The sequence below is a fragment of the Burkholderia anthina genome, assembly GCF_001547525.1.
GTDB lineage: Bacteria > Pseudomonadota > Gammaproteobacteria > Burkholderiales > Burkholderiaceae > Burkholderia > Burkholderia semiarida.
The window spans coordinates 2,983,245-3,007,368 of record NZ_CM003768.1; the positions used below are offsets into that span (position 1 = coordinate 2,983,245).

Here is a 24,124-nt window from a genome sequence, read left to right on the forward strand (position 1 = left end):
TCCGGCGGATTGAAGCACGCGTGACGGCCGCCCCGCGCGAGCGGCAGGGCGGCATCGCGCGCCGCATGCGTCAGAAGAAGGTTTCGACGACTTCCGTCACGCGGAACTGCGGATCGAGCACGAGCACCTGGCGCCACTTGTCGAACGTCAGACACGGGTGCGAGATGTCGAACGCGACCATGTCACCGACCTTCACGTCCGCGCCCGGCGGGATCTGCAGGTACGCGTGCTGGTCCATCATCCCGGTGACGGCCCAGCCTTCGGCGGCGGCGACGTCGCGCGGCGCGGTGTCGCGGCCCGGGCGGAAGTGGCGCGCCGGCTCGGGCAGGCCCGCGTCGAACGCCGCATCGCGCTTGCCGAGCGCGACGATCGCACGGTCGGCCTCCGGCACCGACTGCACGTACGCCCACAGCTGCAGCGCCGGCAGCAGCCCTTCGCCCATCGAGCGGGCGATCGGGTTGCGCGCGAACACGTCGGTCTGCGCCTTCTTGTAGATGCCGACGTCGTGCGTCAGGTAGCAGCCCGGACGCAGCACGACTTCCGCGAAGCCCGCATCGGACGCCTTCCTGAATTCTTCCGCGACCACGTCGTACCACGCCGAACCGGCGCCGGACAGGATCGCGGGCGTGCGCGCGAAGCGGCCAGCTTCGGCGAGCTCGCGCGTGAGCGCGACCGCCTGCTGCAGGAACGCGCGGATCTCGCCTTCCTCCTTCAGCACGCCCTCATAGAGCTCGATGCCGGCCAGCTTCAGCGTGTCCGGATAGCGCGCGATCGCGGCCAGCACGGCCTCGCGCTGCGCGGCATCGCGCACGCCCGCGCGGCCGCCCGGCACGCCGAGCTCGATCAGCACGTTCAGCGATTTTTTCGCGTCGCCGAAGAAGCGGCCGAGCTGGTCGACGCTCTCCGCGGAATCGACGAGACAGAAGAATTCGAAATCGGGATCGGACAGCAGCCCCGCGATGATCGTCATGTTCTGGCGGCCGACCAGCTGGTTCGCGAGCAGCACGCGCCGCACGCCGCCGTGATACGCGGCCTGCGTCTGGTGCGCGGTCGCGAGCGTGATGCCCCACGCGCCGGCGTCGAGCTGGCGGCGGAACAGTTGCGGCGCCATCGTCGTCTTGCCGTGCGGCGCGAACTTGACGCCGTATTTCTGCACGAACGCCTGCATCCAGTTCAGGTTGTGCTCGACGCGATCCTCGTAAAGCACGGCGGCCGGCAAGCTGACGTCTTCCGCGAGCAGGTTCCATTCGAGCCGGCCGGCGTCGCCGAGCGGCACGCTCGCGCTCGGCAGATTGCCCAGGCCCTTGCCGAACGGATCGATCGTCGCTTCCTGATAGTTTGTAACTTTCATGTCATCCCGCTCCATCATCACTATGCATTGCACTGAAGTTGACATGCAGATGTTACAGAAAGTAGCATCGGCGCGGTGATGTTATTTAATAACATCCCGCTTCACCCCCTTTTCCGCCGATGAATACGCCCGCTTCCCCGTCCGCTTCGCCCGCGGCCGAGCCGCATCCGGCTCAGGCCGCTCCGCCGGTCCTCGACATCGTCGCGCGGATCGCCGAATGCGCGCCCGAGCTGCGCGAAGCCGAGCGCAAGGTCGCCGCGTTCATCCTCGCCGATCTGGCGCGTGCCGCGCATGCGAGCATCGGCGCGCTCGCGCGCGACGCGGAGGTCAGCGTCGCCACGGTCACGCGTTTCGCGAAGGCCGTCGGCTGCCGCGATGTGCGCGAGCTGAAGGTGCTCGTCGCGCAGGCGGCGGCCGTCGGCCAGCGCTTCCTGGTGCCGTCCGACGACGCGCCGGCCGACGACACGAGCCCCGCGTCGATCGTCTACGACGAGATCCGCGTGGCGCTCGCGCACAACCACCAGCTGCTGCGCAACACGTCGTTCGACGCGGCGGCCGATCTGCTCGCCGGCGCGAAGATGACCTACGTGTACGGGCAGGGCGGCGGCTCGACCGCGCTCGCCGACGAGCTGCGCTTCCGGCTCGTGCGCTTCGGCCGGCCGGTCGCGAGCTACCAGGACAGCCTGCTGCAGCGGATGGTGGCCGCGACGCTGTCGGGCGATACCGTCGTCGTCGCGTTGTCGGTGAGCGGGCGCGTGCCCGAGCTGCTCGAGAGCTGCCGGCTCGCGAAGCGTTACGGCGCGAAGCTGATCGCGATCACCGCGCCGGCATCGCCGCTCGCGAAGCTCGCCGACCACCTGATCCCCGTCGTCGCGTTCGAAACCGATTTCATTTACAAGCCTTCGACATCGCGCTACGCGATGATGATGGCGATCGACGTGCTCGTCACCGGTGTCGCATTGCGGCTCGGCGACGCGGGCCGGGAATCGCTGCGCCGCATCAAACACGCGCTCGATGCGCACCGCGGCGGCGGAGACCGTCAACCGGTAGGAGACTGACCATGCATTCGCACCCCGAAGCCGCCGATACGCTGATCGTCGGCGCGCAGTTGTACGACGGCACCGGCGCGCCGCCCGTCACGCGCGACGTCGCGATCCGCAACGGCCTGATCGCGGCGATCGGCAACCTGTCGAACTGGCTCGCCGAGAACGTCGTCGACGCGAACGGCCGCGCGCTCGCGCCGGGTTTCGTCGACGTGCACACGCACGACGACACGCACGTGATCCGCGCGCCGCAGATGATCCCGAAGATCTCGCAGGGCGTGACGACCGTGATCGTCGGCAACTGCGGGATCAGCGCATCGCCGGTGACGCTCGCGGGCGACCCGCCCGATCCGATGAACCTGCTCGGCGAGCGCGGCGCGTTCCAGTACCCGACCTTCGCCGCCTACGTCGCGGCCGTGAACGACGCGCGTCCGGCCGTGAACGTCGCGGCGCTCGTCGGCCATACGGCGCTGCGCAACAACCAGATGGACCGCCTCGACCGCGCGGCGACCGACGGCGAGATCGCCGGCATGCGCGCGCAGCTCGAGGAGGCGCTCGCGAACGGTGCGCTCGGCCTGTCGTCGGGGCTCGCATACGGCTCGGCGTTCGCGGCGCCGGCCGAGGAAGTGATGGCGCTCGCCGAACCGCTCGCCCAAGCCGGCGCGCTGTATACGACGCACATGCGCACCGAGTTCGACGCGATCCTCGACGCGATGGAAGAGGCGTATCAGGTCGGCCGTCATGCGCGCGTGCCGGTCGTGATCTCGCACCTGAAGTGCGCGGGCCCGTCGAACTGGGGGCGCAGCACCGAGGTGCTCGCGTCGCTCGAAGGCGCGCGCCGCTACCAGCCGGTCGGCTGCGACTGCTATCCGTACAGCCGCAGCTCGTCGACGCTCGACCTGAAGCAGGTGACGGGCGACATCGACATCACGATCACGTGGTCGGAACCGCATCCGGAAGTCGCGGGCAAGCTGCTGAAGGCGATCGCGGCCGACTGGGGCGTGACCGAGCAGGAGGCCGCGCAGCGCATTCGCCCGGCCGGCGCCGTGTACCACAACATGTCCGAGGACGACGTGCGCCGGATCCTGTCGCATCCGGCGACGATGGTCGGCTCCGACGGCCTGCCGAACGATCCGCTGCCGCATCCGCGGCTGTGGGGTGCGTTCCCGCGCGTGCTCGGCCACTACGTGCGCGACACCAGCCTGCTGCCGCTCGAGGAGGCGATCCGCAAGATGACGTCGCTGTCCGCGCGCCGCTTCGGGCTCGCTCGGCGCGGCGAGGTGCACGTCGGCTATCACGCCGATCTCGTGCTGTTCGATCCGGCGAGCGTGATCGACGCCGCGACGTTCGAGAAGCCGCAGCAGCCCGCGCACGGGATCGACGCCGTGTGGGTGAACGGCGTGCTGACTTACGAAAACGGCCAGCCGACCGGCGAGCGCGCCGGCGGTTTCGTCGCGCGCGGCGAACGCGTGTCGGCCAGTGGCGATGCGGCGTTCTGAACGCGCGCATTCCGATCTTCCGCGCGCCGCAGCAGCCGGCGCGCGTACCCGCAACCGTGCGTTGCATGGGCAGGAGCAGGCGCTGAAGCGCCGGCTCCGGCCGACAACACGAGGAGTGAAACGATGAAGCGATATGGCGTAGGCGAAGCGAAGGGGACTGGCGGCCAGGTGATGCCGTTCGCGCGGGCGGTCGAGGCCGACGGCTGGCTGTACGTGTCGGGCCAGACGCCGATGGTGAACGGCGAGGTCGTCGAAGGCGGGATCGTCACGCAGTCGAAGCAGGCGATCGAGAACGTGATCGCGATCCTGAAGGAAGCCGGCTACGGCCTCGAGCACGTCGTGCGCTGCGGCGTGTGGCTCGACGATGCGCGCGATTTCGCGTCGTTCAACAAGGTGTTCGTGTCGTACTTCGGCGAGAACCCGCCGGCACGCGCGTGCGTGCAATCGAGCATGGTGATCGACTGCAAGGTCGAGGTCGACTGCATCGCGTACAAGCCGCCGGTGAAGTAACGCGCGAGGGCGGAAGCTGTACGACAAGGCCGGTGCATGGACGTGCACCGGCCTTGTTGCATTTGGCACTGAATTTTTACACTTTGAATAGAATCCTGTCGGTGAGAGCGCGAGACGATAGGTCCGTCTGGCGGGTGACAACAGTGATGGACGCGTAATTGGCAACGGGAATCATGAAATTCGAACGAGCAGACTAAGTGGATTGCTGGGTATGGTCGTCTTCCCGATCAACGATTTCGTGAAGTCGCCCCATCACCAGCAATACATACCGCTACGGCGTTCATTCGGATCTCACACCCGCCGAGCTTTTCTTTTTCGTCGCTGTAGAAGAGACGTGTGCACGGGCCGGGATCGACGATGTCGAAGCTGTGATCCTGATTCTGGCGGGCTGGCCGGTATTGCCGACGCGGCAGAAATTCGGCGGCGCGACGAAAGGAACGTCCGTCGCATCCGTGATGGCTCGATCGATTTTCCGCCACCAGTTGAACAGGAAGGTTTTACCAACCGTGACGCTGCAGAGTATCAAGTCGTTTCGGATCATCCTGACCCGAAAACTCAGCGTGTTCGTCGGACGTGCCGTGCCTGGCGTGGGTTGGGCGCTGCTTGCGCGTGACGTGTTCGCGATCGTTCACGGAACGATCTCCCGGTACAACGGCCTCGTCAAAAACGAGGACAGGGTGTTTTGATGCAAAACGTGAGTTGGGACGAGATCGAAGCTTTTGTGAGGTCGGAGGTGGGGCTCGGTCCATCGAAGCCGCTCGCTGCTCATACCCGGCTCTGGGAAGACCTGGGTCAAACCGGCGACGAAGCCAATGACTTCATGTGGCGCTTTTTTGAGCGGTTTGCCGTCGATACCGGCGACTTCGATTTCCATCGATATTTTTTGATGGAAGGCGAGGGCTTGCTCTATTCGCTGTTTCGGCGATGGGTGCTTCGAAAACCGCACCACCTCGAGCGTGAACCAATTACGCTCGCGATGCTGCATCGTGCGGCGGTCGGGAGGAAATGGGATGCCGAGCGATTGGCCGAAGTGCAGCGAAAGGCAGGATGAACGTGCCAGCCGTAGATGATGCTGAAATGAACATGAGTGATCAGCGGCAAGGTCGCGGCGACATGGCCATCCCATTGCTGATGGGCGAATGGGCCGTGCTGATGGAAACGATCCGCTTGCGACTCGACCAGATCGAGTGCATGGATCCGGATTCGCTCGATGAGGATGCGCTCGCAGATCGGTACGAAGACCAGGAAACGCTCACACGTTTGCTGGCCCATATCGAGAGCAACTTTGCACGCACCTTCGGCGGTTTGCCGGCGCAGCCGAAATGACGGTCGCATTGGGCACTCGCGGAAGCGCCACGCAGCGGCGAGCAAGCGTGCAATGGTGATGCGGATCGCAATTCTGATGTTGCTGCTCGTGCTCGACCGCACTGCCGTTGCGAGCACGTTGTCCGACAAGACGCCGCTGCGAGGAGTAGTGCCTCATGTTGCGCCGAGGTCTGTCGAAATGGTCAGCAACGGGGCGTGGTCGGCCGACATCAGCGGAGGCGAAACCGCGGATATGTGCCGCCAGTTCATTCTTCGGCAGACGGATGTCAGCGCGTTTTTCAAGCGTGCGAACCGCGTAACGGAACGGGCGTACAGTCATGACTTGGATGCCGCGAGTTGCTATGCCGAAGGCGAAGCGCGTCTAGCGGGTGGTGGCGCGGCGAAATGGAGGATAGACCAGGCAAGGCGAGGCTTCATTTCCATGCACGATGGTCGAACAATCTACCTGTATTGTCCGAAGTGCCGGGCCGCCATGTTCGCGCCGAATTAGAGAGACGCACCCTTCCGCAAGCAGGGAGGGTTGGCGGACCGCAAGATGCCGCCAACAGACTCATTTACTGCCGCGCCGTCCGCGCGTTATCCGGCATCGGCTGGTTGTAATTCGTGCGGAACGGGTTGATGTCGAGCCCGCCGCGCCGCGTATACCGTGCATACACCGCCAGCTTCACCGGTTTGCACGCATGCATGATGTCGAGGAAGATCCGCTCGACGCACTGCTCGTGAAAGCCCGTGTGATTGCGGAACGAGATGATGTAGCGCAGCAGCCCCGCGTGATCGATCTGCGGTCCCACGTAATGAATCTGCACGCTGCCCCAGTCCGGCTGCCCCGTGACCGGGCAGTTCGAGCGCAGCAGGTCGGACACGAGCGTCTCCTCGACCGGCGCCTCGTTCTCGCCGTCGGCTGCCGACAGCAGCGACGGATCGGGTTCGTACACGTCGGTGTCGAGGTCGAGCCGGTCGAGCGACAGCCCGTCGAGCTCGTCCATCTCGAGCTTGCCGAAATCGTGCGGCGACACCAACTGCACCGACACGCTCGCGCCGCACGCGGCCGACACGTCGCGCTTGAGCACGTCGCGCACCGCGTCGACCGAGTCGAACTTGGATTGCGCGAACGAGCCGAGATACAGCTTGAACGACTTCGATTCGACGATGTTCGGCGATTCGGCCGGCACGTAGAACGTCGCGATCGCGAGCTGCGGCTTGCCGCGCGCGTTGAGCCACGACAGTTCGTATGCGTTCCAGATGTCGGTGCCGAAGAACGGCAGCGCCGACGTGATGCCGAGCTGCTCGCGCGCGCCGGCGCGCGGGATCGGGAACAGCAGCGACGCATCGTACTGCGCCGCGTAGACGGTGGCCTTGCCGAGCGGGGAATGTTCGGGATTCATTGGACGAAGCCTTTACGACAGGAAGAGGCGGTAAGCCGGGTTGGCGCTCTCTTCGACGTACGGATAGCCGAGCGCCGCGAGGAAGCGTTCGAATTCGGCGCGATCGGCCGGCGGCACCTGCAGCCCGACGAGGATCGAGCTGTAGTCCGCGCCCTGGTTGCGGTAGTGGAACAGGCTGATGTTCCAGTCCGGCGCCATCGACGACAGGAACTTCATCAGCGCGCCCGGCCGTTCCGGGAATTCGAAGCGGAACAGGCGCTCGTCGAGCGCGAGCGGCGAGCGGCCGCCGACCATGTAGCGGATGTGTTCCTTCGACAGCTCGTCGTGCGTCAGGTCGACGCTGTTGAAGCCGTGCGACTCGAAGTTCGCGGCGATCTCCGCCGATTCGCCGCGGCGCTTGATCTGCACGCCGACGAAGATGTGCGCGGACTGCGCATCGGCGATCCGGTAGTTGAACTCGGTGACGTTGCGATCGCCGACGAGCGAGCAGAAGCGCCTGAAGCTGCCGCGCTCCTCGGGGATCGTGACCGCGAACACGGCCTCGCGCGCCTCGCCGACCTCGGCGCGCTCGGCGACGAAGCGCATCCGGTCGAAGTTCATGTTCGCGCCGGACGTGACCGCGACGAGCGTCTGGTTCTCGATGCCTTCGCGTTCCGCGTACAGCTTCGCGCCCGCGACCGCGAGCGCGCCGGACGGCTCGAGCACGCTGCGCGTGTCCTGGAACACGTCCTTGATCGCCGCACACAGCGCGTCGGTGTTGACCGTCACGACGCCGTCGAGGAATTCGCGGCACAGCCGGAAGGTTTCCTCGCCGACGAGCTTCACTGCGGTGCCATCCGCGAACAGGCCGACCTCGCTCAGCTCGATGCGCTCGCCCGCGTCCAGCGACTGCGCCATCGCGCACGAATCCTCGGCCTGCACGCCGATCACCTTGATCTCGGGGCGCACCGCCTTCACGTACGCGGCGACGCCGGAAGCGAGCCCGCCGCCGCCGATCGGCACGAAGATCGCGTGGATCGGGCCCTGATGCTGGCGCAGGATTTCCATCGCGATCGTGCCCTGGCCGGCGATCACGTACGGATCGTCGAACGGGTGGACGAACGTGAGGTCGCGCTCCTGCTGGACCTTGACCGCGTGCGCATACGCATCGCTGTACGATTCGCCCGCCTGGATCACCTCGACGCTCGGGCCGCCGTGCGCGCGCACCGCATCGACCTTCACCTGCGGCGTCGTGACCGGCACGACGATCACGGCCTTGATGCCCATCCGCGCCGCCGAGAACGCGACGCCCTGCGCGTGGTTGCCGGCCGACGCGGTAATCACGCCGCGCGCGAGCGCGTCCGCCGGAATGTGCGCCATCTTGTTGTACGCGCCGCGCAGCTTGAACGAGAACACCGGCTGGTTGTCCTCGCGCTTCAGGTAAACGGCGTTGCGCAGCCGGGTCGACAGATTGCGGGCCGGTTCGAGTTCCGTCTCGATCGCGACGTCGTAGACGCGCGCGGTGAGGATTTTCTTCAGGTAATCGTGGGGTGCCATGGGCGCTCGCGTGCAGTGCGGATGCAGACGGTAAAGGGTCAATGATAGCGCCAAGGGTCCGCCCGCACGCAAGCGGCATGCCGGGCGGGCGGTCGTGGGCGGTGACGTGCGCATACGGGCGGGGGCCGCGCGCCGCCTTTTACCGGTTTAACCGCATGGTTACCGACCGGACGGACGGCGAATGGTCGCCCGAAATCGTGCCGAACCCCGCCCGGCGCGGCTCGCGGCGATAGCCCCACGACCTGTCCGGCGTGTCACGGCCGGCGCGATCATGGGTTAGAATTCCGTTTTGAATCAAGGATTCGGAAGATGCAGAGGCACCCTCGGATCGCACCGTTGAAGCCGACGCCGCGCGCAGCCAGCCCCGCGGCCGAACGGCATGCGCGCCGCGCGCGATCGTGCTGATGGTCCCGAGTGCCGCCAGGCCCTGTCGCCGGCCAGGAGGGGCGAGTCGCCCGCTCCGGCCCCATGAAGGACAGCCGCGCGCCTGGTAACAGAACAGATTTCCCCAAGATTGCGCCCACGCGCTTGCCGACGCCCGTGCACGGGATATCGGCCCTCCGAGTCGTCCGAACATGAACGCACCACAAGTTTTCGATCCGCATGGCGCGGCCGCCGCCGTCGCCGCCGACCCCGCGCCCCGCTTGCGCGAGATCCCCTACAACTACACGTCCTTCTCGGATCGCGAGATCGTGATCCGCCTGCTCGGCGAAGAGGCGTGGTCGGTGCTCGACGAACTGCGTGCGGAACGCCGCACGGGCCGTTCCGCACGGATGCTGTACGAAGTGCTCGGCGACATCTGGGTCGTGCGTCGCAACCCGTACTTGCAGGACGACCTGCTCGACAACCCGAAGCGCCGCGCGCTGCTGATCGAGGCGCTGAACCACCGCCTGACCGAAATCGGCAAGCGCCGTAGCGCCGACCTCACCGAGCACCGCGACGCCGCCGGCCGCGAACGCGCATCGCGCGTCGAGATGCTGGAAGCGGCGGCGCAGCGCGCGGTCGACGAGTTCGCCGACGAATTCGACAAGATGGCCGAGCTGCGCCGCCGCGCGACCAAGGCGCTCGGCCGCTGCACGCAGAAGGACAACATCCGCTTCGACGGGCTGTCGCGCGTGTCGCACGTGACCGACGCGACCGACTGGCGCGTCGAATACCCGTTCGTCGTGCTGACGCCCGACACCGAAGCCGAGATCGCCGCGCTGATCAAGGCGTGCTTCGAGCTCGGCCTGACCGTGATCCCGCGCGGCGGCGGCACCGGCTACACGGGCGGCGCGGTGCCGCTCACGCCGTTCTCCGCGGTGATCAACACCGAGAAGCTCGAGCAGCTCGGCGCGGTCGAGCTCACCGAGCTGCCGGGCGTCGCGCACAAGGTGCCGACGATCTTTTCCGGCGCGGGCGTCGTCACGCGCCGCGTGACCGAAGCGGCGGAAGCGGCCGGCTACGTGTTCGCGGTCGATCCGACCTCGCTCGACGCCTCGTGCATCGGCGGCAACGTCGCGATGAACGCGGGCGGCAAGAAGGCCGTGCTGTGGGGCACCGCGCTCGACAACCTGGCGTGGTGGCGGATGGTCGACCCGGACGGCAACTGGCTCGAAGTCACGCGCCACGAGCACAATCAGGGCAAGATCCACGACATCGCGGTCGCGCGCTTCGAGCTGAAGTGGTTCGACGGCGCGTACGCGCCGGGCGAGAAGCTGCTGAAGACCGAGATGCTCGAGATCGAAGGCCGGCGCTTTCGCAAGGAAGGGCTCGGCAAGGACGTCACCGACAAGTTCCTCGCCGGCCTGCCGGGCGTGCAGAAGGAAGGCTGCGACGGGCTGATCACGTCCGCGCGCTGGGTGCTGCACAAGATGCCCGCGCACACGCGCACCGTCTGCCTCGAATTCTTCGGCCAGGCGCGCGAGGCGATCCCGAGCATCGTCGAGATCAAGGACTACCTGTTCGAGACGTCGAAGCAGGGCGGCGCGATTCTCGCGGGCCTCGAGCACCTCGACGAGCGCTACCTGCGCGCGGTCGGCTACGCGACCAAGAGCAAGCGCAATGCGTTCCCGAAGATGGTGCTGATCGGCGACATCGTCGGCGACGACGCCGACGCGGTCGCGCACGCGACGTCCGAAGTGATCCGGATGGCGAACGGCAAGAGCGGCGAAGGCTTCGTCGCGGTCAGCGCGGAGGCGCGCAAGCGCTTCTGGCTCGACCGCAGCCGCACGGCGGCGATCGCGAAGCACACGAACGCGTTCAAGATCAACGAGGACGTCGTGATCCCGCTGAACCGGATGGGCGAGTACACCGACGGCATCGAGCGGATCAACATCGAGCTGTCGCTGAAGAACAAGCTGCAGCTGGTCGACGCGCTCGAGGCGTTCTTCCGTGGCGGCAACCTGCCGCTCGGCAAGACCGACGACGCGAACGAGATCCCGAGCGCGGAACTGCTGGAAGACCGCGTGCAGCAGGCGCTGGAGCTGCTCAAGCGCGTGCGCGCACGCTGGGAATTCGTGCGCGACCGGCTCGACCAGCCGCTGCGCGAGGCGCAGCACTACCTGGTGCAGCTCGGCTACGAGGCGCTCGCGGAGAAGTTCGCCGATCGCGCGGACGAGCAGCCGGGCGCGACCGTGTTCCACGTCACGCAGGACCGCACGGTGCGCATCTCGTGGAAGCAGGAGATCCGCGCGGAACTGCGCGCGATCTTCAACGGCGGCGCGTTCAAGCCGATCCTCGACGAAGCGCAGGCGATCCACAAGCGCGTGCTGCGCGCGCGCGTGTTCGTCGCGCTGCACATGCACGCGGGCGACGGCAACGTGCACACGAACATCCCGGTCAACTCCGACAACTACGAGATGCTGCAGGACGCGCACGCGGCCGTCGCACGCATCATGACGCTCGCGCGCTCGCTCGACGGCGTGATTTCCGGCGAGCACGGGATCGGCATCACGAAGCTCGAGTTCCTGACCGAGGACGAGATCGCCGAATTCCGCGCGTACAAGCAGCGCGTGGACCCGAACGGCCGCTTCAACAAGGGCAAGCTGCTCGAGGGCGCCGATCTGCGCAATGCGTACACGCCGAGCTTCGGGCTGATGGGCTACGAGTCGCTGATCATGCAGCAGTCCGACATCGGCGCGATCGCCGATTCGGTGAAGGACTGCCTGCGCTGCGGCAAGTGCAAGCCGGTGTGCGCGACGCACGTGCCGCGCGCGAACCTGCTGTACAGCCCGCGCAACAAGATCCTCGCGACGTCGCTGCTGGTCGAGGCGTTCCTGTACGAGGAGCAGACGCGCCGCGGCGTGTCGATCAAGCACTGGGACGAGTTCAACGACGTGGCCGACCACTGCACGGTGTGCCACAAGTGCGCGACGCCGTGCCCGGTGAAGATCGACTTCGGCGACGTGACGATGAACATGCGCAACCTGTTGCGCAAGATGGGCAAGAAGAAGTTCAACGCGGGCAACGCGGCGGGCATGTTCTTCCTGAACGCGACCAATCCGCAGACGATCAACGTCGCGCGCGGCGTGATGATGGGGGTGGGCTACAAGGTGCAGCGCTTCGCGAACGACATGCTGAAGAAGGTCGTGACGAAGCAGACGCAGCACCCGCCGGCGACGACGGGCAAGCCGCCGGCGGTCGAGCAGGTGATCCACTTCGTGAACAAGAAGATGCCGGGCAACCTGCCGAAGAAGACGGCGCGCGCGTTGCTGGACATCGAGGACAACAAGATCGTGCCGATCATCCGCAACCCGAAATCGACGACTGTCGATTCGGAGGCGGTGTTCTACTTCCCGGGCTGCGGCTCCGAGCGGCTGTTCTCGCAGGTGGGGCTGGCGACGCAGGCGATGCTGTGGGAGGCGGGCGTGCAGACGGTGCTGCCGCCGGGCTACCTGTGCTGCGGCTATCCGCAGCGCGGCTCGGGCCAGTACGACAAGGCCGAGAAGATCGTGACGGACAACCGCGTGCTGTTCCACCGGGTGGCGAACACGCTGAATTACCTGGACATCAAGACGGTGGTGGTGTCGTGCGGCACGTGCTACGACCAGCTCGCGGGCTACGAATTCGACAAGATCTTCCCGGGCTGCCGGATCATCGACATCCACGAGTTCCTGCTGGAGAAGGGGATGAAGCTCGACGGCGTGACGGGCACGCGCTACATGTACCACGACCCGTGCCACACGCCGATCAAGACGATGGACCCGGTGAAGCTGGTCAACGAGCTGATGGGTTCGGAGAAGGACGGCTACAAGATCGAGAAGAACGATCGCTGCTGCGGCGAATCGGGCACGCTGGCGGTCACGCGGCCGGACATCTCGACGCAGGTGCGCTTCCGCAAGGAAGAGGAGATCCGCAAGGGCGCGGCGAAGCTGCGCGCGATTCCGGTGGTGGCGGGCGACGCGGCGGCGCCGGCTGCCGCGGCCGGCCCGGACGTGAAGATCCTGACGAGCTGCCCGTCGTGTCTGCAGGGGCTGTCGCGCTACGGCGAGGACGCGAACCTCGAAGCGGACTACATCGTGGTCGAGATCGCGCGCCAGGTGCTCGGCGAGAACTGGATGGCCGATTATGTCGCACGGGCCAACCATGGCGGGATCGAGCGCGTGCTGGTCTAATGCGGGCATGACGACCGCCCGGCCGGGCGACGGATGAGAGCGGGCGCCGGCGCTGATGCGCCGGCGCCCGTCCACATGGGAGCGACGATGGAATGCGTGTTTTGCCGTGAAGACGGCGGCGAGGTGCTCTGGCAGGACGATGCGCTGCGCGTCGTGCTCGCGACGGGCGAGCACGACTACCCGGGCTTCTGCCGGGTGATCTGGGGCGCGCACGTCGCCGAGTTCTCCGATCTCGGCGAGTCGGAGCGGGCACACTTGATGCGCGTGGTCTACGCGGTCGAGCGGGCCGTGCGCCGCGTGATGCAGCCGAACAAGGTGAATCTCGCGAGCCTCGGCAACATGGTGCCGCACGTGCACTGGCACGTGATTCCGCGTTTTTCCAACGATGCCCATTTTCCGCAGCCCGTATGGGCGCCGCGCCAGCGCAGCGTGTCCGAGGCGCTGCTGCGCTCGCGCGCGGCGCAGGCCTCGCTGCTGCACAATGCGGTGCGCGAGGAAATTCAACGCATGATCGATTCGAGGCAGCCATGAGCGGTTTGACTTCCACGACGCCGATTCCGTCCGGCGTCGTCGTGCACGCGGTGTCGCGCGTGCTCGAATTGCAGTATCCGAACGGCGAGAGTTACCGGATTCCGTTCGAGCTGATGCGCGTGTATTCGCCGTCGGCCGAGGTGCGCGGCCACGGGCCCGGCCAGGAGACGTTGCAGACCGGCAAGCGCGAAGTGACGATCACCGCGCTCGAGGGCGTCGGCAACTACGCGCTGCAGCCGACGTTCTCCGACGGCCATTCGACCGGCATCTACTCGTGGGATCTGCTGTACGAACTGGCGACGCAGCAGGACGCGCTGTGGCGCGACTATTTCGACAAACTGAAGGCGGCGGGCGTCGAGCGCGACGCCCCGATGCAGGCGGCCGGCGCGCCGCACGGCCACTGCCACTGAAATCGACGGCGCCCGCTCGGCGCCGTCTTGCCATTTACTGAGGATCAACGCGATGAGCAAAACCCACTTCGGCTTCGAAAGCGTCGAGGAAAACGAAAAAGCGAAGAAAGTGGCGGGCGTGTTTCATTCGGTCGCGAGCAACTACGATCTGATGAACGACCTGATGTCGGCGGGCATGCACCGCGCGTGGAAGGCGTTCACGATCGCGCAGGCGAACGTGCGCCCCGGCTTCAAGGTGCTCGACATCGCGGCCGGCACCGGCGACCTGACCAAGTCGTTCGCGAAGGCGGCCGGGCCGACGGGCGAGGTCTGGCATACCGACATCAACGAATCGATGCTGCGCGTCGGCCGCGACCGGCTGCTCGACAAGGGCATCGTGACGCCGTCGCTGTTGTGCGACGCCGAGAAAATTCCCTTTCCGGACAACTACTTCGATGTGGTGACGGTCGCGTTCGGGCTGCGCAACATGACGCACAAGGACGCCGCGCTCGCCGAGATGCGCCGCGTGACGAAGCCCGGCGGCCGCGTGATGGTGCTGGAATTCTCGAAAGTCTGGGATCCCCTGAAAAAAGCGTACGATCTGTATTCTTTCAAAGTATTACCGTGGCTTGGCGACAAGTTCGCGAAAGATGCCGAAAGTTATCGGTATCTTGCTGAATCTATCCGGATGCACCCCGATCAGGACACGCTGAAGACGATGATGGAACAAGCGGGCCTCGATGCCGTCAAATATTACAATTTGTCAGGTGGCGTGGTAGCTTTACACATGGGAGCCAAGTACTAAGGGGCTCTTTCCATACATTTGTCTTACATCTGGAGAAACTGATGTTCGAATCGCGTTCGTTGTTCAACCGTGGCAAGCCGTCGAAGCCGTGGGCTCGACGGGTCGGCACCCTGCTGATGGTCGGCCTGCTCACGGCCGGCACGTTCGCATCGCTCGACGCTGAGGCCAAGCGCATGGGCGGCGGGCGCAGCATCGGCCGCCAGAGTTCCACCGTCACGCAGCGTCAGGCCACGCCGCCCGCGCAGCAGCCGATGCAGCAAGCGGCGCCGTCGCAGGCGCAGCGTACGAACCCGGCCGCGCCCACGCCGGCCGCGCAACCCAACCGCTCGCGCTGGCTCGGGCCGATCGCCGGCCTCGCGGCCGGTCTCGGCATCGCGGCGCTGCTGTCGCACTTCGGCCTCGGCGGCGCGTTCGCGAGCATGATGGCGAACGTCATCGTGATCGCGTTGCTCGCGATGGTTGGCATCTGGCTGATCCGCAAGTTCATGAACCGCCGTCGCCCGCAGGAGCCGGCGTATTCGGTCGGCGGCGCGTCGTCGTCGTCGGGCGGCTACGCGCAAAGCCCGTCGTTCCAGCAGGGCAACACCGGCAGCAACTATGCAGGTAGCGGCAGCAGCTATGCGAACGAAGCGCAGGGCGTGTTCGGCGGCGGTGCGGCGGCGGCCGGTGCGGCAGGCGCGATGGCGGCTGCGCCGCTGCAGGTGCCGGCCGGCTTCGATACCGAAGCGTTCCTGCGCAGCGCGAAGGTGTACTTCGTGCGCCTGCAGGCTGCGTGGGACCAGGGCAACCTGGCCGACATCCGCGAGTTCACGACGCCCGAAATGTTCGCCGAGATCAAGATCGACCTCGATTCGCGCGGCACCGACGCGAACCAGACCGACGTCGTGCAGCTCGACGCGGAACTGGTCGCGATCGAGGATCGCGGCATCGAGCAGTCGGCGAGCGTACGCTTCCACGGTCTGATCCGCGAATCGGCGAATACGTCGGCCGCGCCGTTCGACGAGGTGTGGAACCTGTCGAAGTCGGGCAGTCAGGGCTGGCTGCTCGCGGGTATCCAGCAGATCAACACGCACTGAGCGTGACCGGCGGCCCGCGCCGCCGGGCATCCGCGCGACGGCCGCCGCACTGCGACCGCTTGCCGCCCGGGTGTACGGTCGGGCACGGTCTGCCGCCGATCCGACGTTACAATAGAAACCCGCGTGGGCGCCCGGCCTGCGCGGGTTTTTTCTTTCCCAGCCCGATGACCTTTGCCGCCAAGCCTTTTGCTGCTGCCGTCAATCACCTGCTCGCGCGCGAATCGTGGGCGCGTGACCGCCTGATTCCCTATGCGGGCAAGACTGCCCGGATCGACGTGCCTCCCGTCACGCTCACGCTGCTCGTGCAGCCCGACGGTTATCTGTCGGCCGTCGACGCGCACGATGCGCAACAGGTCGACGTGTCGATCGCACTCGCCGGCGACACGGTCGCCGCGTTCCTGCAGGGCGGCCAGGCGGCCGTGATGAAGCACGTGAAGATCGAGGGCGACGCGGAATTCGCGACGCAGATCGCGAAGCTGGCCGAGCATCTGCGCTGGGAACCTGAGGAAGATCTCGCGAAGCTGGTCGGCGACGCGGCCGCGTACCGGATCGCGACGTTCGTGCGCGACGCCGGCGCGCGCGTGCGCCGCACCGGCCGCAACGTGCTCGATTCCGTCGCCGAATACTGGCTCGACGAGAACCCGCAAGTCGTCCGGCGCACGTCGCTCGGCGGTTTCGACGCGGAACTGGCGCGCGCGCGCGATGCGCTCGCGCGGGTCGAAAAGCGGGTCGAGCGACTCGAACAAAAAATCGGCGCGCGCACGGGTTCCGGCCCGCGCGGCGCGCACTGAGGGCCGCAGGGCATGCGCATTTTCCGTTTCATCAAGATTGTCTACACCGTCATCCGCTTTGGCCTCGACGAAGTGATGCTGTCCCGGATCGACGACCGGCGCGTGAAGCTGCTGCTGCGGATCACGACGATCGGCCGCCGCTATTCCGATCCGCCGGCCGTACGGCTGCGTCACGCGCTCGAAAGCCTCGGCCCGATCTTCGTGAAGTTCGGCCAGGTGCTGTCGACGCGCCGCGACCTGCTGTCGGTCGATTTCGCGAACGAACTCGCGAAGCTGCAGGACCAGGTGCCGCCGTTCGATTCGGCCGTCGCGATCGCGATCATCGAGAAATCGCTCGGCGCGCCGGTCGACGAACTGTTCGACGAATTCGAGCGCGAGCCGATCGCGAGCGCGTCGATCGCACAGGTGCATTTCGCGAAGCTGAAGCAGGGCGCGCATGCGGGCAAGGCGGTCGCCGTCAAGGTGCTGCGCCCGAACATGCTGCCGGTGATCGATTCCGACCTCGCGCTGATGCGCGACATCGCGACGTGGACCGAGCGCATGTGGGCCGACGGCCGACGCCTGAAGCCGCGCGAGGTCGTCGCCGAATTCGACAAGTACCTGCACGACGAGCTCGACCTGATGCGCGAGGCTGCGAACGGCAGCCAGCTGCGCCGCAACTTCGCGGGCCTCGACCTGCTGCTCGTGCCGGAGATGTTCTGGGATTTCTCGACGTCGCAGGTGCTCGTGATGGAGCGCATGACCGGCGTGCCGATCAGCCAGGTCGAGACGCTGCGCTCGGCGGGCGTCGACATCAAGAAGCTCGCGCGCGAAGGCGTCGAGATCTTCTTCACGCAGGTGTTCCGCGACGGCTTCTTCCATGCGGACATGCACCCCGGCAACATCCAGGTGAGCCTCGATCCGAACACGTTCGGCCGCTATATCGCGCTCGATTTCGGGATCGTCGGCGCGCTGTCCGATTTCGACAAGAACTACCTCGCGCAGAACTTCCTCGCGTTCTTCAAGCGCGACTACCACCGCGTCGCGACGCTCCACCTCGAATCGGGCTGGGTGCCGCCCGAGACGCGCGTCGAAGAGCTCGAAAGCGCGATTCGCGCGGTGTGCGAGCCGTATTTCGACCGCGCGCTGAAGGACATTTCGCTCGGCCAGGTGCTGATGCGCCTGTTCTCGACGTCGCGCCGCTTCAACGTCGAGATCCAGCCGCAGCTCGTGCTGCTGCAGAAGACGATGCTGAACGTGGAAGGGCTCGGCCGCTCGCTCGACCCCGAACTCGATCTGTGGAAGACCGCGAAGCCGTATCTCGAGCGCTGGATGACCGAGCAGATCGGCCTGCGCGGCTGGTACGAGCGGTTCAAGGTCGAGGCGCCGCAGTGGAGCAAGACGCTGCCGCAGCTGCCGCGCCTGATCCACCATGCGATGGCCGCGCGCCACGACGCGCCGCGCGCCGCGAGCGAGGAGCTGATGCGCCAGATCCTCGTCGAGCAGAAACGGACGAACCGGCTGATGCAGGCGTTGCTGATCTTCGGCCTGGCCGTCGGCGTCGGCGCGCTCGTCGCGCGCGTGCTGCTCGCGCTCGCGTACGGCGCCTGATCGAAAGGAGCGTGGCGATGTCCGATCCGAAGCAACCGGCCGCACCGTCGGCCGCCGATTTCGCGACGCGCGACCCGGGCAGCGCGTCGTTCTGGAACGAGCGCTTCGAGCGCGGCGTGACGCCGTGGGAATTCGGCGGCGTGCCGGACGGCTTTCGCGTGTTCGCGCGGCGGCTCGAGCCGTGCGCGGTGCTGATCCCCGGCTGCGGCAGCGCGCAGGAGGCCGGATGGCTCGCGCAGGCCGGCTGGCCGGTGCGCGCGATCGATTTCGCCGCGCAGGCGGTCGCTGCCGCGAAGGCGCAGCTCGGCGCGCATGCGGACGTCGTCGAGCAGGCGGATTTTTTCCAGTACCGGCCGCCGTTCGACGTGCAGTGGGTGTACGAGCGCGCGTTTCTGTGCGCGTTGCCGCCGGCCATGCGCGCCGACTATGCGGCGCGGATGGCCGAGCTGCTGCCCGCGGGCGGCTTGCTGGCCGGTTATTTCTTCCTGGTGGCGAAGCCGAAGGGGCCGCCGTTCGGCATCGAGCGTGCGGAGCTCGACGCGCTGCTCGCGCCGCACTTCGAACGGGTGGAGGATTTGCCGGTGACCGATTCGCTGGCCGTGTTCGACGGGCACGAGCGCTGGCTCACGTGGCGTCGCCGCTGATGCGCCGGCGTCTCGGCCGTTGCCGGAGCGCGCCCGGGTTTCGGCTATAATTCAAGGTTTTGCAAGCCGTTTCCAGTTTCCGCGGGAAAAATATCATGCCGATCTACGCCTATCGATGCGAAGCGTGCGGTTTCGCGAAGGACGTGCTCCAGAAGATGAGCGACGCGCCGCTGTCGCAATGCCCTGAATGCGGGAAGGATGCTTTTCGCAAACAGGTGACTGCCGCCGGGTTCCAGCTCAAGGGCTCGGGGTGGTATGTCACCGATTTCCGCGGTGGCTCGGGCGGCACCAGCGCACCGGCGGCGGCGGCGGCGTCGGGCGACGCGGCGCCGGCAGCCTCCGGGGCGGAACCCGCGGCCGCGCCGGCCGCGGCGAGCAGTTCAAGCAGCACCACGACGACGAGCGCCGCGCCGGCACCGGCTGCGACGCCCGCCGCCGGCAGTTGACCGTCGCGGCCCGGCCGGGTCGCGACCAACCCGCGCCGCCGGCGCGGTTCATTGACGGCAGATGATGAAAAAGACGACCCTGAAAACGGTGTTCCTGACCGGCTTGCTGGTTCTCGTCCCGCTCGCGATCACGCTGTGGGTGCTCGGCCTCATCATCGGCACGATGGATCAGACGCTGCTCCTGCTGCCCGAATCGTGGCAGCCCGAGCGGATGCTCGGCTTCCATCTGCCGGGGATCGGCGCGGTGCTGACGCTCGCGTTCATCTTCGTGGTCGGGCTGGCCACGCAGAACTTCATCGGCCAGAAGCTCGTCACGTGGTGGAACGCGGTCGTGCGCCACATCCCGGTGGTCGGGCCGATCTACACGAGCGTCAAGCAGGTATCGGACACGCTGCTGTCGAGCAGCGGCAACGCGTTCCGCAAGGCGCTGCTGATCGAATACCCGCGCCGCGGCTCGTATACGATCGCGTTTCTGACCGGCGTGCCCGGCGGCGACGTGGTCAACCATCTGACGGAAGAGTACGTGAGCGTGTACGTGCCCACGACGCCGAACCCGACATCCGGCTTCTTCCTGATCCTGCCGAAGAGCGAAGTCATCGAACTCGACATGTCGGTCGATGCCGCGCTCAAGTACATCGTCTCGATGGGCGTCGTGGCGCCTTCGGCGCCGGTTCCGGCGCCCGCCCGCCGTCCCGTCGAGCCGCCGCTGTAAGTAAAGAATCATCGCCCGGGCCGCGCGTTGCGGCGCCCGTTGATCAAACCGAACGAAAGCAAACATCATGTCGATGCGTACTGAATACTGCGGTCTCGTGACCGAACACCTGCTGGGCCAAACCGTGTCGCTGTGCGGCTGGGTGCAGCGCCGCCGCGATCACGGCGGTGTGATCTTCATCGACCTGCGCGATCGTGAAGGCCTCGTGCAGGTGGTGTGCGACCCGGATCGCGCCGAGATGTTCGCGACCGCCGAAGGCGTGCGCAACGAGTTCTGCGTGCAGATCAAGGGCCTCGTGCGCAACCGTCCGGAAGGCACGGTCAACGCCGGCCTGAAGAGCGGCAAGATCGAAGTGCTGTGCCACGAGCTGAACGTGCTGAACGCGTCGGTCACGCCGCCGTTCCAGCTCGACGACGACAACCTGTCGGAAACGACGCGCCTCACGCACCGCGTGCTCGACCTGCGCCGCCCGCAGATGCAGCACAACCTGCGCCTGCGCTACCGCGTCGCGATCGAGGCACGCAAGTACCTCGACGAACAGGGCTTCATCGACATCGAAACGCCGATGCTGACGAAGAGCACGCCGGAAGGCGCGCGCGACTATCTCGTGCCGTCGCGCGTGAACGCGGGCCAGTTCTTCGCGCTGCCGCAGTCGCCGCAGCTGTTCAAGCAGCTGCTGATGGTTGCGAACTTCGATCGTTACTACCAGATCACCAAGTGCTTCCGCGACGAGGATCTGCGCGCCGACCGCCAGCCGGAATTCACGCAGATCGATTGTGAAACGTCGTTCCTCGGCGAGCAGGAAATCCGCGACCTGTTCGAGGACATGATCCGTCACATCTTCAAGACGACGATCGACGTCGAGCTCGACGCGAAATTCCCGGTGATGCCGTACTCGGAAGCGATGGCGCGTTTCGGCTCGGACAAGCCGGACCTGCGCGTGCAGCTCGAATTCACCGAGCTGACCGACGCGATGAAGGACGTCGACTTCAAGGTGTTCAGCACGCCGGCGAACGCGAAGGACGGCCGGGTCGCGGCGCTGCGCGTGCCGAAGGGCGGCGAGCTGTCGCGCGGCGACATCGACGGCTACACGGAATTCGTGCGCATCTACGGCGCGAAGGGCCTCGCGTGGATCAAGGTCAACGAGAAGGCGAAGGGCCGCGACGGCCTGCAAAGCCCGATCGTCAAGAACCTGCACGACGCATCGATCGCGGCGATCCTCGAGCGCACCGGCGCTGAGGACGGCGACATCATCTTCTTCGCGGCCGACCGCGCGAAGGTCGTCAACGACAGCCTCGGCGCGCTGCGCCTGAAGATCGGCCATTCGGAATTCGGCAAGGCGAACGGTCTCGTCCAGGCAGGCTGGAAGCCGCTGTGGGTCGTCGACTTCCCGATGTTCGAATACGACGACGATGACGCGCGCTACGTCGCTGCGCACCATCCGTTCACGAGCCCGAAGGATGAGCACCTCGAGTACCTCGAGACCGATCCGGGCCGCTGCCTCGCGAAGGCGTACGACATGGTGCTGAACGGCTGGGAAATCGGCGGCGGCTCGGTGCGTATCCACCGCGAGGAAGTGCAGAGCAAGGTGTTCCGCGCGCTGAAGATCGGCGCGGAAGAAGCGCAGGCGAAGTTCGGCTTCCTGCTGGACGCGCTGCAGTACGGCGCGCCGCCGCACGGCGGTATCGCGTTCGGTCTCGACCGCATCGTCACGATGATGGCCGGCGCCGATTCGATCCGCGACGTGATCGCGTTCCCGAAGACCCAGCGTGCGCAGGATCTGCTCACGCAGGCGCCGAGCCCGGTCGACGAGCGTCAACTGCGCGAGCTGCACATCCGTCTGCGTCAGCCGGAGCAGCCGAAGGCGTAACGCGCTTTCGCCCCCTCTGTCGTGTGTGCGGTCACGCCCACACGACACCCATGAAAAAGGCGCTGATGCGCCTTTTTCATTTTTTGCGGTACAGTCGCAGCACTTGCCGCACGTTCGGGGCACAGGGTCGACGCACGGCCTCGTGCCGCATGAAACCAAGATGACGAAGCCGCCGAAAATCCCTGAATCCGTTCTCGTCGTGATCTACACGCCCGACCTCGACGTGCTCGTGATCAAGCGTGCCGACCAGCCCGATTTCTGGCAATCGGTCACCGGCTCGAAGGACGCGCTCGACGAGCCGCTCGCGCTCACCGCCGCGCGCGAAGTAGCCGAGGAAACCGGCATCGCGGTCGGCACGCCCGACGTGCCGGCCAGCGCGCTCGTCGACTGGCATCACCGGATCGAATACACGATCTATCCGCAATACCTGCACCGCTATGCGCCGGGCGTCACGCGCAACGTCGAGCACTGGTTCGGGCTGTGCGTGCCGCATCGCGTCGACGTGACGCTGTCGCCGCGCGAGCACGTCGATCACGCGTGGCTGCCGTTCCGCGAGGCGGCCGCGCGCTGTTTCTCGCCGTCGAACGCCGAGGCGATTCTGCAATTGCCCGTACGCGTGGCGCTCGCGCGCGCGCCGCACGGCTCGTCCGCATGAATGCGGAGACCCGCAAGCGCTTCGCGCAATTGCGGCAGATGTTCCTGCAGGAGCGCGGCTCCGCATCGCGGCTCGCGTTTACGGCCGGCAACACCGTGCGACTGTGCGAAACCGGCGGCGAATTCTTCCAGGCGCTGATCGATCGGATCGATGCCGCCCGCGAGCAGGTGATGCTCGAAACCTACATCTTCTGCGACGACGCGGCCGGCCGGCCGGTGTCGGACGCGCTGATCCGCGCGGCGCGGCGCGGCGTGCGCGTGCGCGTGATCACCGACGGCATCGGCACCGCCCGCCTGCCGCTGTTCGACACGTGGGCCGAGGCCGGTGTCGAGCACTGCATCTACAACCGCTACCTGTTCGGCCGCTTCGGCTTCTCGCGCACGCACCGCAAGCTCGCGGTGGTCGATCACGCGGTCGCGTTCTGCGGCGGCATCAACATCGTCGACGACTACACGCAGGGCAGCGCGACGCTGCCGTTCCCGCGCTGGGATTTCGCGGTCGAGATGGCTGGGCCCGCGGTGTCCGACGTGCACGCCGCGTTCGAGCTGCAGTGGCACAGGATCCAGTTCGGCCACAAGCCGTACGCGCAGTACGCGGCCGGGCTGCACGGCGGCGAAGCGTTCCCGGACATGTTCCGGCGCTGGATGCGCAGCCACCGGTGGATCAAGGCCGGCGCGCTGCGGGTCGTGACGGAGCCGAGCGTCGCGTTCGTCGCGCGCGACAACGTCGTGAACCGCCGCGCGATCGAGAAGGCGTATCTCGCGGCGATCGGCCAGGCGCGCCAGCGGATCCTGCTCGCGAATCCGTACTTCATGCCGGGCCGCAAGCTGCGCCGCGCGCTGACGGGCGCGGCCCGCCGCGGCGTCGACGTGCAGGTGCTGATCGGCCGCAAGGAGTTCACGGCGCTCGATACGGCCGTGCCGTTCCTGTATCACTCGCTGTTGCGCGCGGGCGTGCGCGTCGCCGAATACGACAAGACGATCCTGCACGGCAAGGTCGCCGTGATCGACGACAACTGGGCGACGGTCGGCTCGTCGAATCTGGACGCGCTGAGCCTGATGCTGAACAATGAAGCGAACGTCGTGCTGGTGCGCTACGATGCAGTCACGAACCAGTTGCGCGACGCGATCGCCACCGCGTTCGCCGAAGGGCGCGAGATCGACGCCGCGCACTACGCCGCGCGCCCGCGCATCGAGCGGCTGCTGAGCTGGCTCGCGTACACGACCTATCGTGTCGTGATGAAGGCGCTGACGGTCGGCGGTTACGACTGACGCAGACTAAGCATTCACTTCAAAATCCGTCCGCACGTTCGTGCGGAAAAGCCGCTCCGGTCCCGCCGGAATCGCGCAAAATAGCGGCTCGGTTAGACA

Annotated in this window: 23 protein-coding genes; 20 read left to right on the forward strand and 3 right to left on the reverse strand. The window is 66.6% G+C overall.

The genetic code is table 11. The features are described 5' to 3' along the window. Nucleotides 1-70 precede the first annotated feature (70 nt). Nucleotides 71-1,351, reverse strand: a complete 1,281-nt coding sequence (locus tag WS64_RS13620; protein ID WP_059580786.1) for an amino acid deaminase — start codon at nucleotides 1,349-1,351, stop codon at nucleotides 71-73. 119 nt (nucleotides 1,352-1,470) lie between these two features. Here WS64_RS13620 and WS64_RS13625 point away from each other — a divergent pair, with 119 nt between their 5' ends. The 7 genes from WS64_RS13625 to WS64_RS13655 all read left to right on the forward strand — a co-directional run bounded on the left by WS64_RS13625 (nucleotide 1,471) and on the right by WS64_RS13655 (nucleotide 6,219). Further along, nucleotides 1,471-2,409 (forward strand): MurR/RpiR family transcriptional regulator, encoded by a 939-nt coding sequence (locus tag WS64_RS13625; RefSeq protein ID WP_059637925.1) that lies wholly within the window; start codon nucleotides 1,471-1,473, stop codon nucleotides 2,407-2,409. A 2-nt stretch (nucleotides 2,410-2,411) separates the two neighbouring features. Further along, nucleotides 2,412-3,893 carry an N-acyl-D-amino-acid deacylase family protein gene (locus WS64_RS13630; protein ID WP_059637923.1) on the forward strand — a complete coding sequence of 494 codons (1,482 nt, stop codon included), beginning with the start codon at nucleotides 2,412-2,414 and terminating at the stop codon, nucleotides 3,891-3,893. A gap of 123 nt (nucleotides 3,894-4,016) precedes the next feature. Further along, nucleotides 4,017-4,403, forward strand: a complete 387-nt coding sequence (locus WS64_RS13635; protein WP_059580793.1) for a RidA family protein — start codon at nucleotides 4,017-4,019, stop codon at nucleotides 4,401-4,403. A gap of 251 nt (nucleotides 4,404-4,654) precedes the next feature. After that, the gene (locus WS64_RS13640; RefSeq protein WP_060317957.1) at nucleotides 4,655-5,089 is read left to right on the forward strand and encodes an STM2901 family protein; all 435 of its coding nucleotides are present in this window, start codon (nucleotides 4,655-4,657) and stop codon (nucleotides 5,087-5,089) included. Next, the gene (locus WS64_RS13645) at nucleotides 5,089-5,454 is read left to right on the forward strand and encodes a DUF1493 family protein (protein ID WP_060317954.1); all 366 of its coding nucleotides are present in this window, start codon (nucleotides 5,089-5,091) and stop codon (nucleotides 5,452-5,454) included. The genes WS64_RS13640 and WS64_RS13645 overlap by 1 nt, the downstream gene beginning before the upstream one ends. Continuing rightward, a complete protein-coding gene (locus WS64_RS13650; protein WP_155720424.1) occupies nucleotides 5,451-5,729 on the forward strand; it encodes a hypothetical protein in 279 nt (92 codons plus the stop codon). The genes WS64_RS13645 and WS64_RS13650 overlap by 4 nt, the downstream gene beginning before the upstream one ends. Before the next feature lie 52 nt (nucleotides 5,730-5,781). Further along, the gene (locus WS64_RS13655; RefSeq protein WP_060966665.1) at nucleotides 5,782-6,219 is read left to right on the forward strand and encodes a hypothetical protein; all 438 of its coding nucleotides are present in this window, start codon (nucleotides 5,782-5,784) and stop codon (nucleotides 6,217-6,219) included. Nucleotides 6,220-6,283: 64 nt separating this feature from the next. On the opposite strand, the gene queF is transcribed toward WS64_RS13655, so the two are convergent. Then, nucleotides 6,284-7,114, reverse strand: a complete 831-nt coding sequence (gene queF, locus WS64_RS13660) for an NADPH-dependent 7-cyano-7-deazaguanine reductase QueF (protein ID WP_060966666.1) — start codon at nucleotides 7,112-7,114, stop codon at nucleotides 6,284-6,286. 12 nt (nucleotides 7,115-7,126) lie between these two features. Further along, a complete protein-coding gene (gene ilvA, locus WS64_RS13665; RefSeq protein WP_060966667.1) occupies nucleotides 7,127-8,650 on the reverse strand; it encodes a threonine ammonia-lyase, biosynthetic in 1,524 nt (507 codons plus the stop codon). Nucleotides 8,651-9,225: 575 nt separating this feature from the next. On the opposite strand from ilvA, the gene WS64_RS13670 reads away from it, so the two are divergent. The 13 genes from WS64_RS13670 (at nucleotide 9,226) to clsB (ending at nucleotide 24,025) form a co-directional block, all read left to right on the forward strand. Next, nucleotides 9,226-13,245: a DUF3683 domain-containing protein gene (locus WS64_RS13670; RefSeq protein ID WP_060966668.1), complete on the forward strand. Its 4,020-nt coding sequence runs from the start codon at nucleotides 9,226-9,228 to the stop codon at nucleotides 13,243-13,245. 87 nt (nucleotides 13,246-13,332) lie between these two features. Then, a complete protein-coding gene (locus WS64_RS13675; protein ID WP_060966669.1) occupies nucleotides 13,333-13,776 on the forward strand; it encodes an HIT family protein in 444 nt (147 codons plus the stop codon). Beyond that, on the forward strand, nucleotides 13,773-14,186 hold the full coding sequence (locus WS64_RS13680) for a gamma-butyrobetaine hydroxylase family protein (RefSeq protein ID WP_006487879.1): 414 nt from the start codon (nucleotides 13,773-13,775) through the stop codon (nucleotides 14,184-14,186). Before WS64_RS13675 ends, WS64_RS13680 begins: the two co-directional genes overlap by 4 nt. A gap of 52 nt (nucleotides 14,187-14,238) precedes the next feature. Further along, nucleotides 14,239-14,970: a bifunctional demethylmenaquinone methyltransferase/2-methoxy-6-polyprenyl-1,4-benzoquinol methylase UbiE gene (gene ubiE, locus WS64_RS13685; protein WP_059578778.1), complete on the forward strand. Its 732-nt coding sequence runs from the start codon at nucleotides 14,239-14,241 to the stop codon at nucleotides 14,968-14,970. Between the two features lie 41 nt (nucleotides 14,971-15,011). Next, complete coding sequence (locus WS64_RS13690; protein WP_060966670.1) at nucleotides 15,012-16,046, forward strand: Tim44 domain-containing protein; 1,035 nt, start codon at nucleotides 15,012-15,014, stop codon at nucleotides 16,044-16,046. 164 nt (nucleotides 16,047-16,210) lie between these two features. Then, a complete protein-coding gene (locus WS64_RS13695) occupies nucleotides 16,211-16,837 on the forward strand; it encodes a ubiquinone biosynthesis accessory factor UbiJ (RefSeq protein WP_060966671.1) in 627 nt (208 codons plus the stop codon). Between the two features lie 12 nt (nucleotides 16,838-16,849). Then, complete coding sequence (gene ubiB / locus WS64_RS13700) at nucleotides 16,850-18,427, forward strand: ubiquinone biosynthesis regulatory protein kinase UbiB (protein WP_059578770.1); 1,578 nt, start codon at nucleotides 16,850-16,852, stop codon at nucleotides 18,425-18,427. Between the two features lie 17 nt (nucleotides 18,428-18,444). After that, nucleotides 18,445-19,071 (forward strand): methyltransferase domain-containing protein, encoded by a 627-nt coding sequence (locus WS64_RS13705; protein WP_059578768.1) that lies wholly within the window; start codon nucleotides 18,445-18,447, stop codon nucleotides 19,069-19,071. Between the two features lie 95 nt (nucleotides 19,072-19,166). Further along, nucleotides 19,167-19,517, forward strand: a complete 351-nt coding sequence (locus WS64_RS13710) for an FmdB family zinc ribbon protein (protein WP_060966672.1) — start codon at nucleotides 19,167-19,169, stop codon at nucleotides 19,515-19,517. 61 nt (nucleotides 19,518-19,578) lie between these two features. After that, nucleotides 19,579-20,229: a DUF502 domain-containing protein gene (locus WS64_RS13715; RefSeq protein ID WP_060966673.1), complete on the forward strand. Its 651-nt coding sequence runs from the start codon at nucleotides 19,579-19,581 to the stop codon at nucleotides 20,227-20,229. A 67-nt stretch (nucleotides 20,230-20,296) separates the two neighbouring features. Continuing rightward, on the forward strand, nucleotides 20,297-22,099 hold the full coding sequence (gene aspS / locus WS64_RS13720; protein WP_060966674.1) for an aspartate--tRNA ligase: 1,803 nt from the start codon (nucleotides 20,297-20,299) through the stop codon (nucleotides 22,097-22,099). A gap of 160 nt (nucleotides 22,100-22,259) precedes the next feature. Beyond that, nucleotides 22,260-22,754, forward strand: a complete 495-nt coding sequence (gene nudB, locus WS64_RS13725) for a dihydroneopterin triphosphate diphosphatase (RefSeq protein WP_059578816.1) — start codon at nucleotides 22,260-22,262, stop codon at nucleotides 22,752-22,754. Beyond that, nucleotides 22,751-24,025 (forward strand): cardiolipin synthase ClsB, encoded by a 1,275-nt coding sequence (clsB, locus tag WS64_RS13730; protein ID WP_060966675.1) that lies wholly within the window; start codon nucleotides 22,751-22,753, stop codon nucleotides 24,023-24,025. Before nudB ends, clsB begins: the two co-directional genes overlap by 4 nt. The last annotated feature ends 99 nt before the right edge of the window (nucleotides 24,026-24,124 follow it).